Source organism: Pseudomonas sp. NPDC089758, assembly GCF_044748705.1.
Taxonomy (GTDB): Bacteria; Pseudomonadota; Gammaproteobacteria; order Pseudomonadales; family Pseudomonadaceae; genus Aquipseudomonas; species Aquipseudomonas putida_X.
The window spans coordinates 75414-89482 of record NZ_JBIVGN010000017.1; the positions used below are offsets into that span (position 1 = coordinate 75414).

A 14069-nucleotide genomic window follows, 5' to 3' on the forward strand; every position below is an offset into this window, starting at 1 on the left:
GCGGCCCGGGGGGCTGATCAGAACGCCGGAACCACAGCGCCTTTGTATTTCTCGGTGATGAACTGCTTCACCTCAGGCGAGTGCAGTGCAGCCGCCAGTTTCTTCATGTCTTGCGAATCCTTGTTGTCCGGGCGGGCAACGAGGATGTTCACGTACGGTGAGTCGCTGCCTTCGATGGCCAGAGCGTCTTTTTCCGGGTTCAGTTTGGCTTCCAGCGCGTAGTTGGTATTGATCAGGGCAGCATCGACCTGGGTCAGTACACGCGGGATGGTGGCCGCTTCGAGCTCACGGAACTTCACGTTCTTCGGGTTACCGACAACGTCCTTCACGGTCGACAGGATATTGCTGTTGTCCTTGAGCTTGATGACCCCGGCCTTGTCCAGCAGCAGCAAGGCACGGCCGCCATTGGTGGCGTCGTTGGGGATGACCACGGTGGCGCCGGTAGGCAGTTCGTCGAGCTTCTTGATCTTGGTCGAGTAGACGCCCAGCGGCTCGATGTGCACGCCGGCAACGCTGACCAGGTCGGTACCCTTGGCTTTGTTGAACTCATCCAGGTACGGCTGGTGCTGGAAGAAGTTGGCATCCAGGCGCTTTTCGGCGACTTGTACGTTTGGCTGGATGTAGTCGGTGAATTCTTTCACCTTCAGGTTTACACCCTCTTTCTCCAGCTGCGGTTTGACGAAGTTGAGAATTTCGGCGTGCGGCACCGGGGTAGCGGCGACGGTCAAGTCACCGGCGTGGGCCGAAAACGCCGCGACAGCGGCAGCGACAGCAAGCAGCTTCTTCATGAATCACTCCTTGTGAGGGCCGCGACGGCCCCCGAACGGGTCGGCCAGGCCGACCCCATTGGGGTTACTTACGGGAAAAATGCACGACCAGTTTGTCGCCCACGCTCTGCAGGACTTGAACCAGAACCAGCAGCAGTACCACGGTGACTACCATTACATCGGTCTGGAAACGCTGGTAGCCGAAGCGGATGGCCAGGTCGCCAAGGCCGCCAGCGCCGACCACGCCGGCCATGGCGGTGTACGACACCAAGGTGATGGCAGTGACGGTAATAGCCGCGAAGATGCCCGGGCGGGCCTCTGGCAACAACGCACTGGTGATGATCTGGCGGGTGGTGGCGCCCATCGACTGGGTGGCCTCGATGATGCCGCGGTCCACTTCACGCAGGGCGGTTTCCACCAGGCGGGCGAAGAACGGCGTGGCACCCACTACCAGCGGGGGAATGGCGCCGGCAACGCCCAGCGAGGTGCCAGTGATCAGCACGGTGACCGGGATCATCACGATCAGCAGGATGATGAACGGCAGCGAGCGCAGAATGTTGACCACCAGCGACAGCAGCGCATACACACCCCGCTGTTCGAACATCTGCTTCGGCCCGCAGAGGAACAGCAGCACGCCCAGTGGCAGGCCCAGCAGCACGGTGAAGAACAGCGAACCGAACAGCATGATCATGGTGTCGATGGTGGCCAGCCAGATTTCGGCCCAGTCGACGTTGGCGAAGAAATTCAGGGCGTCCATCAACGCAGTACCTCCATATGTACGTCAGCTGCCGAGAAGCGGTCGAACGCGGCTTGCATGTCGCCGCCGGTGACGGCCAGGGTCAGCTGCCCATAGGGCACATCCTTGATGCGGTCGATACGCCCGGCGAGGATGCTGTAGTCCACGCCGGTTTCGCGGGCCACGGTACCCAGCAGCGGCGCGTAGGTGGCGTCGCCCTGGAAGGTCAGGCGCACGATACGGCCCGGGACGTGGGCAAAATCGTCACGCTGTTCACCTTCATCGACCTGCTCGTCTTCCTGGACAAAGCGTTTGGTGGTGGGGTGCTGCGGGTGCAGGAACACGTCGGCCACCGAGCCTTGCTCGACTATGTGGCCGGCATCCATGACCGCGACGCGGTCGCAGACCCGGCGGATCACGTCCATCTCGTGGGTGATCAGCACGATGGTCAGCTTCAGCTCACGGTTGATCTCGGCCAGCAACTGCAGCACCGATGCGGTGGTCTGCGGGTCGAGGGCGCTGGTGGCTTCGTCGCACAGCAGAATCTTGGGGTTGGTCGACAGGGCGCGGGCGATGCCGACGCGCTGCTTCTGCCCGCCGGAGAGCTGTGCCGGGTACTTTTTGGCGTGATCCGACAGGCCCACCCGGGCCAGCAGCTGCGTGACGCGCTTGTCGATTTCGGCCCGCGACAGCTCGCCCGCCAGCGTCAGCGGCAGGGCGACATTGTCGGCGACGGTCTTGGAGGCCAGCAGGTTGAAGTGCTGGAAGATCATCCCGACCTGCTGGCGGAAGCCGCGCAGCTGGGTGGCGTTGAAGGCGGTGACGTCTTCACCGTCGACGATGATCTTCCCGCCCGAGGGCTCTTCCAGCCGGTTGATCAGGCGCAGCATGGTGCTTTTGCCTGCGCCGGAGTGGCCGATCAGGCCGAACACCTGGCCGTCTTCGATGGTCAGGGTGGTTGGGTTCAGAGCGGGGATTTCCCTACCGGCGACGCGGTAGGTCTTGTGTACATGTTGGAACTCGATCACGTAGCGAACCTTGTGGGGCGCATGGAATTTGGGTCAGCGGTTGGCTGGGGTGGCGCATTTTAGCCTTTTCCAATAGGTGTTCTTAGCATTTATTTCGTAATGGACCAATCCATCAGGCATAACGCGACAACTGGTAATCCCGATTGAACGCTCGTCAAAGCCCTCTAGTCACTACTTGAACCAGCCCGAACAGGGCAAGCCTGAAGACTGATGAGGAAAGCCGACCATGACCAGCAAGAAAACGGACGCGCCCAAGCACAGTGAGGCCGCCGGCACGCAGACCCCCGACCGCGCCAATACCAACGCCAAGCTGCAGAGCCTGGAGGCGTTTCGCAGCGATGCCACTGGCCAGGCCTTGCGTACCAACCAGGGTGTGAAGGTAGCCGACAACCAGAACAGCCTGAAAGCTGGTGCTCGCGGGCCCTCGCTGCTCGAAGACTTCATCATGCGCGAGAAGATCACCCACTTCGACCACGAGCGCATTCCCGAGCGTATCGTCCACGCCCGGGGTACCGGTGCCCACGGTTACTTCCAGAGCTACGGCAACCATAGCGAACTGACCAAGGCCGGTTTCCTCCAGGACCCGGAAAAGATCACCCCGGTCTTCGTGCGGTTCTCTACCGTGCAGGGGCCACGTGGCTCGGGTGACACCGTACGCGACGTGCGTGGTTTCGCCGTCAAGTTTTACACCGATGAGGGCAATTTCGACCTCGTTGGCAACAACATGCCGGTATTTTTCATTCAGGATGCCATCAAGTTTCCCGACTTCGTACACGCGGTCAAACCTGAACCGCACAACGAAATTCCCACCGGCGGCTCGGCCCACGACACGTTCTGGGATTTTGTCTCGCTGGTACCAGAGTCGGCGCACATGGTCATCTGGGCCATGTCCGACCGCGCCATCCCGCGCAGCCTGCGGATGATGGAGGGCTTTGGCGTGCATACTTTCCGCCTGATCAATGCCCAAGGCGTGGCCAGCTTCGTCAAGTTCCACTGGAAGCCACGCCAGGGCGTGCATTCGGTACTGTGGGACGAAGCCCAGAAGCTGGCAGGCAAAGACACTGACTACCATCGCCGTGACCTGTGGGAAGCGATCGAGACGGGCGATTACCCCGAGTGGGAACTGGGTGTGCAGATCGTTCCGGAAGCTGATGAGCACAAGTTCGATTTCGACCTGCTGGATCCGACCAAGCTGATCCCCGAGGAGCTTGTGCCGGTGACGCCGCTTGGCAAGATGGTGCTCAACCGCAACCCGGACAACTTCTTCGCCGAGACCGAGCAGGTGGCGTTCTGCCCTGGCCATATCGTGCCGGGCATCGACTTCAGCAACGACCCGCTGCTGCAGGGCCGCCTGTTCTCCTATACCGACACCCAGATCAGCCGCCTTGGCGGGCCTAACTTCCACGAGATCCCGATCAACCGGCCGGTAGCGCCGAACCACAGTGGCCAGCGTGATGCCATGCATCGCATGACCATCGACAAGGGCCGTGCTTCCTACGAGCCCAACTCGATCGATGGCGGCTGGCCGCGGGAAACGCCGCCGGCGGCGCAAGATGGTGGCTTCGAGAGCTATCAGGAGCGCATCGAGGCACACAAGATCCGCCAGCGCAGCGAGTCGTTCGGCGATCACTTTTCGCAGGCGCGGCTGTTCTTCCAGAGCATGAGCCCGACCGAGCAGCAGCACATCATCAAGGCTTACAGCTTCGAATTGGGCAAGGTGGAGCGCGAAGCAATCCGCGCGCGTGAGGTCAATGAGATTCTGGCCAATATCGATTTGAAGCTGGCAGCGGCAGTGGCGGCCAACCTCGGTTTGCCGGCGCCCAAGCAGGGTACGGTTCAGGTCAAAGCAAGCAAGCTTGCGCAGTCCAAGGCCTTGAGCCAGATGAACCACCCTGGAGATGTGGGCATCAAGGGACGCAAGATTGCCCTTGTGGTCGCCGATGGCGTGGACTCCGCGAGCGTCGACAAACTGGTCAAAGCGCTCGAAGCCCAAAGCGCGCGGCCCATGCTCCTGGGGCCATCTTCGGCGCCGGTGAAGAGCGCCGATGGCAAGCCACTGCCGGTGGACGCTTCGATCGAGGGTATGCCGTCGGTCATGTTCGACGCGATAGTGGTACCGGGAGGTAAGGCTTCAATCGATGCCTTGAGCGGCAGTGGCGTCGCCAAGCACTTCCTGCTCGAGGGTTACAAGCATTTGAAGGCGATGGTGTTGGCCAAAGAGGCCAAAGCGTTGGTCGGCAGCTTGGGCCTGAAAGAGGACAAGGGCCTGCTGCTAGGGGATGATCAGAAGACAGTGGATGCCTTCGTCAAAGCCGTGGAAGGGCATCGGGTCTGGGAGCGGGAGGCCGCTGCAGAAGCGATTCCTGCGTAGGGCGCCGCATCGATACCCATCGCCGGTTGCCGGCGATGGGGCCCTGAAGTATCAACGCTGATGGGGTACCAACACCACCTGAGCGGGCAACGTGCGCTGAATCTCGTGTTTTTGCTGGAGTTCGAACCCGCTGTCGATCTTGCGAACCCGCTTTTCCAGCAAGGTCTTCAACCAAGGTGCATCTTCGGTGCGAGGTACCTGGAACACCACTTCGCACTGATAATTCACCACATCAGTGGCAATCTCATCGAGCTGTCGGCGCATGGCACGGATGTCCGTGGTATTCAGCGCAATGACCGTGCTGGGCGCAGCCGGGTCAATCACCCGCGCCTTGGGCCTGGCCTCGGCAGCTTTCAAGGCAGCCTCGGCTTTTTCCAGCTCAGCCTTGCGTGCCTGCGAGACCGCGTCACCGCCAGTCACGGCAGGGGCCTGTGGCATCAGGGCGCGGGCGCGTGCCAGAGCGGTTGCGGCAGCGTTTACGTCGCCCTTCTGAAGGACGATCTGGCTGCGTTTGAGGTAAGCCTCAGCCAGTTGCCGCTGGTAGTGCTCCAGGCGGCCATCGTCTGGCGATTGAGCCTGCAGCGAGGCAAGCTGATCTTCGGCTGTGGCCAATTCATTGCTGTTGATGCTTTGCTGCAGCTGCTGCCAGGCATCGGCTTGGGCAGGTGCACCTGTCTGCTCGACCGGCGCGCTCGAACAAGCGGCCAGGAACAGGGAAAACGCGGCAACAAGCAGATAACGGGATGCGAACGGCTTCATTCCTGCGACTCTCTATTTGCGCAAAAAGCGAGCAAGTCTACACCCAGGTGCGCACGCTCGAAAACAAGTCTTACAGACCCTTTACCCGCGAAAAGGTTGCAGGGTGTGCCATGGCGCACCCTGGAGTTCAACGTTTGGGCAGGGCCAGGCTCAGCAAGAATAGCACTGCCGCGCAGACCACGATCGACGGGCCGGCCGGTGTGTCCTTGAACCAGGACATGGCCAGGCCACCGCAGACGGCCGTGACGCCCAGCAGGCTGGCCCCCAATGCCATCTGCTCTGGCGAGCGCGCATGGCGCTGCGCCGCAGCGGCAGGGATGATCAGCAAAGAGGTGATCAACAGCACGCCGACGATCTTCATGGCGACGGCGATGACGACGGCAATCAGCAGCATCAGCGCCAGGCGCAGGCCTGCGACTGGCAGGCCTTCGACCATCGCCAGCTCTTCGTGAACGGTAACCGCCAGCAACGGTCGCCAAAGGACTGCCAGCAGCACCAGCACCAGCGCGCTGCCGGCCAGGATCCAGGCCAGGTCAGTGGTACTGATGGCCAGCAAGTCGCCGAACAGGTAGGCCATCAGGTCGATGCGTACATCGTGCATGAAGCTCAGCACCACCAGGCCCAGCGACAACGTACTGGGGGCGAGAATGCCGAGCAGCGTGTCAGAGGCCAATGGTTGGCGTTGCTGCAAGGTCACCAGAAGGATCGCCAGCAACAGGCACCCCACGGTTACCGCCAGCGCCGGGCTGACGTCCAACACGAAGCCCATGGCCACGCCCAGCAGCGCTGCGTGGGACAAGGTATCGCCGAAGTAGGCCATGCGCCGCCACACCACGAAAGAGCCCAGCGGGCCCGCCACCAGTGCCAGGGAAAGACCCGCGAGCAGGGCGTAAAGAAGAAAATCAGCCATGCTTGCAGTGGTCTCCGTGTACATGTGGGCCAGGGGCGACCACCGAGCCATGCAGGTCGTGGCTGTGATCATGGTGGTGGTGATAGACGGCCAGGCTCGGTGCGTTCTGGCCGAACAGTTCGACGAAGGCTGGGTCGTTGCTGACCTGCTCTGGGTGGCCGGAGCAGCAGACATGGCGGTTGAGGCAGACCACCTGGTCGGTGGCGCTCATGACCAGGTGCAAGTCGTGCGAGACCATCAATACGCCGCAACCATGGCGGTCGCGCAGGCGGGTGATGAGGTTGTACAACTCGGTCTGGCCGACCACGTCCACGCCTTGTACCGGCTCATCCAGTACCAGCAGCTGGGGCTCGCGCAGCAGCGCCCTGGCCAGCAGCACACGCTGCATCTCGCCGCCGGAGATGGTCTGGATCGGGCTGTCGATGACCTGTTCGGCGCCCACTTCCTGCAGTGCCGACAACGCGGCCTGCCGGCCAACACCGGGTACCAGGCGCAGAAAGCTCAGCACTGACAACGGCAGGGTCGCGTCCACCTGGATTTTTTGCGGCATGTAGCCGATACGCAGCTTCGGCTTGCGCCAGACGGTGCCGCGATGCGGCTTGAGCAGCCCGAGCACAGCACGTACCAGGGTGGTCTTGCCTGCGCCGTTGGGCCCGATCAGCGTAACGATCTGGCCGGGCGCCACCGACAGGTCGATGCTGTCGAGCACGGCCTCGCCGCCAAACGTGACGCCAACCTGCTCCAGGCGGATCAGCGCGTCACTCATGCCGCGCCCCGGCAATTGCCGCACAGGCCGACAATTTCTACCGTCTGCGTTTCTACGCTGAAGCCAACGCCCTTGGCGCTGGCGAGGATCGCATCGCTGATGCTGTCCTGCTCCAGTTCGATGGCGATGTGGCATTCGCGGCAGATCAGGAACTGGCCTTGGTGCACGTGCTCTGGGTGGCTGCAACCGATGAAGGCATTGAGTGAGGCGATGCGGTGTACCAGGCCGTTTTCCAGCAGGAAATCCAGCGCCCGATAAACGGTAGGTGGCGCAGCACGACGGCCATCCTGTTCGCTGAGCACGGCGAGGATGTCGTAGGCGCCCAGCGGCTTGTGGCTCTGCCACACCAGCTCCAGCACACGCCGGCGCAGGGCGGTCAGGCGCAGGCCCAGGCGCGTGCACAGCACCTCAGCCTCGGTCAGGGCGCTGTGCACGCAGTGAGAGTGATCGTGGGGGCGGTGGGCCAGCGGCGTGATGGACATGGGCAGCGACGGTTCTGGACAGAGACGTTATTATGTTACCCGTTTCTATCGATTCGAGTATTCACCGTGCCCCGATTGCTTGTGCTTTTTGTCGCTTTTATCGCCTGTTCGGCGCAAGCCGACGTCCGTGTGCTGACCAGTATCAAACCGTTGCAGCAGATTGCCGCCGCTGTGCAGGACGGGGTAGGCACCCCCGAAGTGCTGCTGCCTCCGGGTGCTTCGCCACACCACTACGCCCTGCGCCCATCCGACGTGCGCCGCGTCGGCGATGCCGATCTGCTGTACTGGATCGGCCCCGACATGGAAGGCTTCCTGCCGCGGGTGCTGGGCAGCCGCAGCAAACCTGTCGTCGCTGTTCAGTCGTTACCGGGTATGCACCTGCGTCACTTTGGCGAGGACAGCCATTCACACGATGAAGCAGCGCATGACGATCATGACCATGATCATCGTCCGGGCAGCCTGGACGCGCATCTGTGGTTGTCGTCAGTCAACGCCAGGGTGATTGCGGCGAAGATGGCAGCGGACCTGGCGTCTGCGGACCCGGCCAACGCTGCGCGCTACCAGAGCAACCTGAAAGCCTTCACCGGGCGCCTCGATAGCCTGGATGCACGCATCAAGGCGCGGGTGGCGGGTGTTGCCGACAAGCCCTACTTCGTGTTCCACGAAGCCTTTGACTACTTCGAGTCTGCTTATGGGCTCAAGCACACGGGTGTGTTCAGTGTGGCCGCCGAGGTGCAGCCTGGCGCGCAGCATGTCGCGGCCATGCGCAAGCGCCTGCAGGAAGTGGGCAAAACCTGCGTGTTCAGTGAGCCGCCGCTGCGGCCGCGCTTGGCTGAAACGCTGACGGCCGGGCTGCCGGTGCGCTTGGCGGAGCTGGATGCATTGGGCGGGAATGACCCAGTGGATGCCCAGGGCTACGAGCGTTTGCTGGAAAAGCTGGGCGGTGACCTGGCAGGGTGCCTGGAGCAGCTCTAGCGCCTGTACTGGCCTGTCGTCGGCAAGCCAGCCCCACTTCGACCGCATGGCATTCAAGCGCTGTGCGGCACCTGTGGGGCTGGCTTGCCAGCGTCAGGGCACTGAGATCAGAGTGCGAACGGCAGGTGCAAGGCCACTTGCTGGCGCTGCGCCAGACGCACCTCGAACTCGGCAGGGTCATGGATCATCACATCCATCCCGGCAAACGACTCGGCCGCGATCAAACGCGACAGCCAGAAACGTACGCACCCTACCCGCAACATCTGCGGCCAGAGCTCGGCCTCGGCTGCCGTGAACGGCCGTAGCGCGGCATAGGCCGCCAGCAGGGCCTGGGCACGCGGCATATCGATCGCACCGGTTTCATCCAGGCACCAGTCATTCACGGTGATGGCGATGTCGTACAGCATCGGCCCTGAGCAGGCATTGTAGAAGTCGATGACGCCGGTCAGGTGGGTGCCTTCGAACATCACGTTGTCGCGGAACAGGTCGGCATGCAGGTTGGCCCGGGGCAATGCCAGGATCTGCGCTTTGTGCGCGATGATTTCGTCCAGCGCGGGCTGCAGCAAGGCAACCTGGTCTGCCGAGAGCCGTGGCATCAGCTCGGCACCGTTGGCGAGCATCCAGTCCAGGCCGCGATCGGTCTTGCGCTCGATGACGTGCTCGCGGGTGGCCAGGTGGATGTGCGCCAGCAGCTCACCTACCTGGGCGCAGTGCTGGTTGTTCGGCGCCTTGATGTGCTTGCCCGACAGCCTCGGCTGCAGCAGTGCCGGCTTGCCGCACAGCTCGCGCAGGCCATTGCCGTCACGGTCACGTAGGGCGTAAGGCACCGGCATATCGGCGGCGTGCAGCGTGTCGAGCAGCTCGATGAAGAACGGCATGTCCTCGCTGGGGCCGCGCTCGATCAGCGTCAGGACGAACTCCCCCTGTTCGAGGCTGACGAAGAAATTGCTGTTTTCGGTGCCGGCGGCAATGCCCTGGAAGTCGAGCAGACGGCCCAGCTGATACGGCGCCAGAAAGGTTTCCAGCTCAGGCCGGGTCACGGGGGTGAAGACTGACATGATGAAAGAATGCCCATACGGGCACTTCCGCCGGGAAGTGCCAGGTTGATGTGAACGATACGCGTCAGATTACCACTCGAAGATCTTCCAGGACGGGATCAGCATGTCCGGTTGGTCGGAACGAATGAAATTGCCATCAGAGCCATCGGCGCGTACCAGAAAATAAGGCTTGCCGTTTTTCGGCGTGATCTTGATCGCATACAGGAAGCCGTTTTGCCGGTATTCCTGGATGGTTTTATCGCCTTCGGTGCGAATGGTTACCTCGGGATCTGCCGAGGGAGCGTCATCCGCTGCCAGGGTGACGACAGGCATGGTTGCCAACAGGCCGAGCAGTAACAGGCGATTGAGTGTACGCATGATAACCTTGTCCCTTTGTCGTCATTGATCCGGCTATTCTAGCTCCGGACCCGCCGAAAAGGTTGATTCTGCTCATGAGCCAAGCGCCCCTCGTCCTGGTGGACGGTTCCTCCTACCTTTACCGCGCCTTCCACGCGCTGCCGCCGTTGACCACTTCCAAGGGCATGCCCACCGGCGCGGTCAAGGGTGTGCTGAACATGCTCAAGAGCCTGCGCAAGCAATACCCCGACAGCCTGTTCGCCGTGGTGTTCGATGCCAAGGGCGGTACCTTCCGCGATGCCATGTTCGCCGAGTACAAGGCCAACCGCCCCAGCATGCCAGACGACCTGCGGGTACAGGTGGAGCCGCTGCATGCCAGCGTCAAGGCTTTGGGTTACCCGCTGCTGTGCGTCGAGGGGGTCGAGGCCGACGACGTGATCGGCACGCTGGCGCGCAGCAGTGCGGCAAAGGGGCGCCCAGTGATCATCTCGACCGGTGACAAGGACATGGCGCAGCTGGTAGACGGCCACGTTACCCTGGTCAACACCATGACCGGCAGTGTGCTGGATGTAGCTGGCGTGCACGAGAAGTTTGGCGTCGGCCCGGAGCACATCATCGACTTCCTCGCCCTGATGGGCGATAAGGTCGACAACATCCCGGGCGTACCTGGGGTCGGTGAAAAAACCGCCGTTGGGCTGCTGACCGGCATCGGTGGCGGCCTCAGCGACCTGTACGCCAACCTGGACAAGGTGCCGGCGCTGGCGATCCGTGGCGCCAAGACCCTGCCGGCCAAGCTCGAAGAGCACCGTGATGCGGCGTTCCTGTCCTACGAACTGGCGACCATCAAAGTCGACGTGCCGCTGGATATCGAGGTAGATGCGCTAGTGTGCGGCGAGCCGGACCGTGAAGCACTGCTGGCGCTTTATACCGAGATGGAATTCAAGAGCTGGATCGCCGACGTGCAGCGGGACGCGGCCAGGGCCGGCGATGAAGTTGCACCCGTGCAGGCGCCTGCGGCCAAGGTCGAGCCCAACTACGAAACCATCCTCGATCAGGCTCGCTTCGACGCCTGGCTGGAGAAGCTGCGTCAGGCACCGCTGTTCGCCTTCGACACCGAGACCACCAGCCTCGATGCGCAAAAGGCACAGCTGGTCGGCCTGTCCTTCGCTGTCGAACCCCATGAAGCGGCTTACGTACCGTTGGCTCACGACTACGAAGGCGCGCCGCTGCAGCTGGATCGCGAAGCCGTGTTGCTGGCGTTGCAGCCGCTTCTGCAAGACCCGGCCAAGGCAAAGGTAGGGCAGAACGCCAAGTACGATATCAACATCCTTGCCAATGGCTCGCCGGCGATCCACATGCAGGGCGTGGCCTATGACACCATGCTTGAATCGTATGTGCTCAACTCCACTGCGACCCGTCATGATATGGACAGCCTGGCGCAGAAGTACCTCGACCACGCCACCATCGCTTTCGAAGACATCGCCGGCAAAGGCGCCAAACAGCTGACCTTCAACCAGATCCACCTGGACAAGGCCGGCCCTTACGCTGCCGAAGACGCCGACATTACCCTGCGCCTGCATCAGGCGCTGCAGGCCCGCCTTGCGCAGACCCCGAGCGTGCAGCCGGTGCTGATGGATATCGAGATGCCGCTTGTGCCGGTACTGGCCAAGATCGAGCGCCAGGGCGCGCTGGTCGATGCTGCCCTGTTACAGATTCAGAGCGGGGAGTTGGGCGTCAAAATGGCCGACCTCGAGCGTCGGGCCTATGAGTTGGCGGGTGAGGAGTTCAACCTCGGTTCGCCCAAACAGCTCGGCTCGATCCTCTATGACAAGCTCGGCATGCCGGTGTTGAGCAAGACCGCCAAGGGCCAGCCATCCACGGCCGAAGCGGTACTGGACGAGTTGGCCGAGCAAGGCTACCCGTTGCCGGAGGTACTGATGCAGTACCGCAGCCTGAGCAAGCTCAAGAGCACTTACACCGACAAGTTGCCGGGCCAGATCAACCCGCGAACCGGGCGTATCCATACGTCCTACCAGCAGGCCGTGGCCGCCACCGGGCGCCTGTCGTCCAGCGACCCTAACCTGCAGAATATCCCTATCCGTACCGCCGAAGGCCGGCGTATCCGCCAGGCGTTCATCGCCAGCCCGGGCTACAAGTTGCTGGCCGCGGACTATTCGCAGATCGAACTGCGCATCATGGCCCATCTGGCCAAGGACGAAGGCCTGCTGCATGCCTTCCGCAACAATCTGGATGTGCACCGTGCCACGGCGGCGGAAGTTTTTGGCGTGGCCCTGGAAGCGGTGACCACCGATCAGCGTCGTAGCGCGAAAGCCATCAACTTCGGCCTGATCTACGGTATGAGCGCCTTCGGCCTGGCCAAGCAGATCGGCGTAGACCGCAAGCAGTCGCAGGATTACATCGACCGCTATTTCGCCCGCTACCCGGGCGTCCTGGCCTACATGGAACGCACCCGGGCCCAGGCTGCCGAGCAAGGCTTCGTCGAGACCTTGTTCGGCCGCAGGCTTTACCTGCCGGACATCAACGCCAAGAACCCGGCCCTGCGCAAGGGCGCCGAGCGCACGGCGATCAACGCACCGATGCAGGGTACCGCCGCCGACATCATCAAACGGGCAATGGTCAACGTGGACAACTGGCTCAGCGAAAGCGGCCTCGATGCGCGGGTGATCCTGCAGGTCCACGACGAACTGGTGCTTGAAGTGCGCGAGGATCTGGTCGAGCAGGTGAAAGATGAAATTCGCGGGCACATGAGCAAGGCCGCGCAACTGGATGTACCGCTGCTGGTCGAGGTTGGCGTTGGTTCGAATTGGGACGAAGCTCACTGATTGAGCAGAGAAACCTGTGTAGGATCCGGGTTGCAGTGACGCGGATCCTGGCATGGCTCGATGCCATCAGTACCACGGTTTCATGAAACTATCGCAAATAGTTTTGAGGGCTCTGGAACTAAACCGGTGAAGCGGGACTCAGAGTAACTGAATGGCTGGTGAAGCCCTTCGATGCTCCTATGTTGTGTTAAGTGTTGGCAGATACCTGGACCCCGCCCTAGCGGTCCAGACTTGAACCCCGAACTTCCCCCTCCCCATACGAAGTCCGGGGTTTTTTTTGCCCGGAATTTGCCCTGGGGATGCCGGCCTTCGCCAGGAAGCCGGCGCCCACAGGGTGAGCAACCCGGCCTGCCGGCGATGAAGTCGCCTCAGGCTACCGGCTTGTCTTCCAGCTCCATCCAGCCCGCCAGCACTTTGTAGGCCTCTTCCAGCCCCAGGCGCTTGGGTGCCGAGAACAGTTGGATGGTCACGCCATCCCCCCAACCTTTGCGGATCTCCGACTGCACCTTGAGCAGTGTGTTCTTGCCTGCGCCGTGGGTCAGCTTGTCGGCCTTGGTCAGCAGGATGTGCATCGGCATGCCGCTTGCCCGGGCCCAGTCGAGCATCATCTTGTCGAAGTCGGTCATCGGGTGGCGCACATCCATCATCAGGATGACGCCGCGCAGGCACTCGCGGCTGCCCAGGTAGGCCTCCAGGTGACGCTGCCAGTGCTGCTTGAGTGGGATCGGGACTTTTGCATATCCGTAACCGGGCAGGTCGACCAAACGCCGTTCATCGTCCAGACTGAAGAAATTCAACAGCTGGGTGCGCCCTGGGGTTTTCGAGGTTCGCGCCAGGCTGGCATGAGTCAGGGTATTGAGGGCGCTGGATTTGCCGGCGTTGGAGCGGCCGGCGAAAGCCACCTCGTAACCCTGGTCGTCCGGGCATTGTTCGACCTTGGCAGCGCTGAGGGCGAAGGTGGCTTTCTGGCAGAGGCCGAGGATGGGGTTCTTGACTTGCATGGGATATCCGATGTGGGTGTTGCCAAAGCCTAGGCCG

General features: G+C 62.2%; 13 protein-coding genes. 3 read left to right on the plus strand and 10 right to left on the minus strand.

Translation table 11 applies throughout. The features are described from left to right. Positions 1 to 17: 17 nt before the first annotated feature. The 3 genes from ACIPZH_RS21050 to ACIPZH_RS21060 form a co-directional block, all read right to left on the minus strand. On the minus strand, positions 18 to 788 hold the full coding sequence (locus ACIPZH_RS21050; protein WP_241806817.1) for a MetQ/NlpA family ABC transporter substrate-binding protein: 771 nt from the start codon (positions 786 to 788) through the stop codon (positions 18 to 20). 64 nt (positions 789 to 852) lie between these two features. Next, positions 853 to 1524 carry a methionine ABC transporter permease gene (locus tag ACIPZH_RS21055; RefSeq protein WP_400623975.1) on the minus strand — a complete coding sequence of 224 codons (672 nt, stop codon included), beginning with the start codon at positions 1522 to 1524 and terminating at the stop codon, positions 853 to 855. Further along, complete coding sequence (locus tag ACIPZH_RS21060) at positions 1524 to 2531, minus strand: methionine ABC transporter ATP-binding protein (RefSeq protein WP_241806815.1); 1008 nt, start codon at positions 2529 to 2531, stop codon at positions 1524 to 1526. Before ACIPZH_RS21060 ends, ACIPZH_RS21055 begins: the two co-directional genes overlap by 1 nt. A gap of 226 nt (positions 2532 to 2757) precedes the next feature. On the opposite strand from ACIPZH_RS21060, the gene katE reads away from it, so the two are divergent. Beyond that, positions 2758 to 4902: a catalase HPII gene (gene katE / locus ACIPZH_RS21065; RefSeq protein WP_349975545.1), complete on the plus strand. Its 2145-nt coding sequence runs from the start codon at positions 2758 to 2760 to the stop codon at positions 4900 to 4902. 51 nt (positions 4903 to 4953) lie between these two features. On the opposite strand, the gene ACIPZH_RS21070 is transcribed toward katE, so the two are convergent. The 4 genes from ACIPZH_RS21070 to zur form a co-directional block, all read right to left on the minus strand. Further along, entirely contained in the window at positions 4954 to 5661 is a 708-nt protein-coding gene (locus ACIPZH_RS21070) for a PA5502 family lipoprotein (protein ID WP_400637682.1), read from the minus strand. A 127-nt stretch (positions 5662 to 5788) separates the two neighbouring features. After that, positions 5789 to 6571 carry a zinc ABC transporter permease subunit ZnuB gene (gene znuB / locus ACIPZH_RS21075; RefSeq protein ID WP_241806811.1) on the minus strand — a complete coding sequence of 261 codons (783 nt, stop codon included), beginning with the start codon at positions 6569 to 6571 and terminating at the stop codon, positions 5789 to 5791. Continuing rightward, complete coding sequence (gene znuC, locus ACIPZH_RS21080; protein WP_400637683.1) at positions 6564 to 7337, minus strand: zinc ABC transporter ATP-binding protein ZnuC; 774 nt, start codon at positions 7335 to 7337, stop codon at positions 6564 to 6566. Before znuC ends, znuB begins: the two co-directional genes overlap by 8 nt. Further along, positions 7334 to 7819, minus strand: a complete 486-nt coding sequence (gene zur / locus ACIPZH_RS21085; protein WP_400637685.1) for a zinc uptake transcriptional repressor Zur — start codon at positions 7817 to 7819, stop codon at positions 7334 to 7336. Before zur ends, znuC begins: the two co-directional genes overlap by 4 nt. Positions 7820 to 7885: 66 nt before the next feature. Between zur and ACIPZH_RS21090 the strand changes: the two genes are divergently transcribed. Then, positions 7886 to 8794 (plus strand): zinc ABC transporter substrate-binding protein, encoded by a 909-nt coding sequence (locus tag ACIPZH_RS21090; protein ID WP_400637686.1) that lies wholly within the window; start codon positions 7886 to 7888, stop codon positions 8792 to 8794. Between the two features lie 107 nt (positions 8795 to 8901). On the opposite strand, the gene ACIPZH_RS21095 is transcribed toward ACIPZH_RS21090, so the two are convergent. Together ACIPZH_RS21095 and ACIPZH_RS21100 are read right to left on the minus strand one after the other, a co-directional pair. Beyond that, positions 8902 to 9852: a homoserine kinase gene (locus ACIPZH_RS21095; RefSeq protein WP_241806803.1), complete on the minus strand. Its 951-nt coding sequence runs from the start codon at positions 9850 to 9852 to the stop codon at positions 8902 to 8904. 69 nt (positions 9853 to 9921) lie between these two features. Then, complete coding sequence (locus ACIPZH_RS21100) at positions 9922 to 10209, minus strand: DUF2782 domain-containing protein (protein ID WP_013970316.1); 288 nt, start codon at positions 10207 to 10209, stop codon at positions 9922 to 9924. Positions 10210 to 10283: 74 nt separating this feature from the next. Between ACIPZH_RS21100 and polA the strand changes: the two genes are divergently transcribed. Then, positions 10284 to 13031 (plus strand): DNA polymerase I, encoded by a 2748-nt coding sequence (gene polA, locus ACIPZH_RS21105; RefSeq protein WP_400637687.1) that lies wholly within the window; start codon positions 10284 to 10286, stop codon positions 13029 to 13031. A 368-nt stretch (positions 13032 to 13399) separates the two neighbouring features. Here polA and yihA read toward each other — a convergent pair whose 3' ends face one another. Then, entirely contained in the window at positions 13400 to 14032 is a 633-nt protein-coding gene (gene yihA / locus ACIPZH_RS21110; protein WP_012316856.1) for a ribosome biogenesis GTP-binding protein YihA/YsxC, read from the minus strand. Positions 14033 to 14069 lie beyond the last annotated feature (37 nt).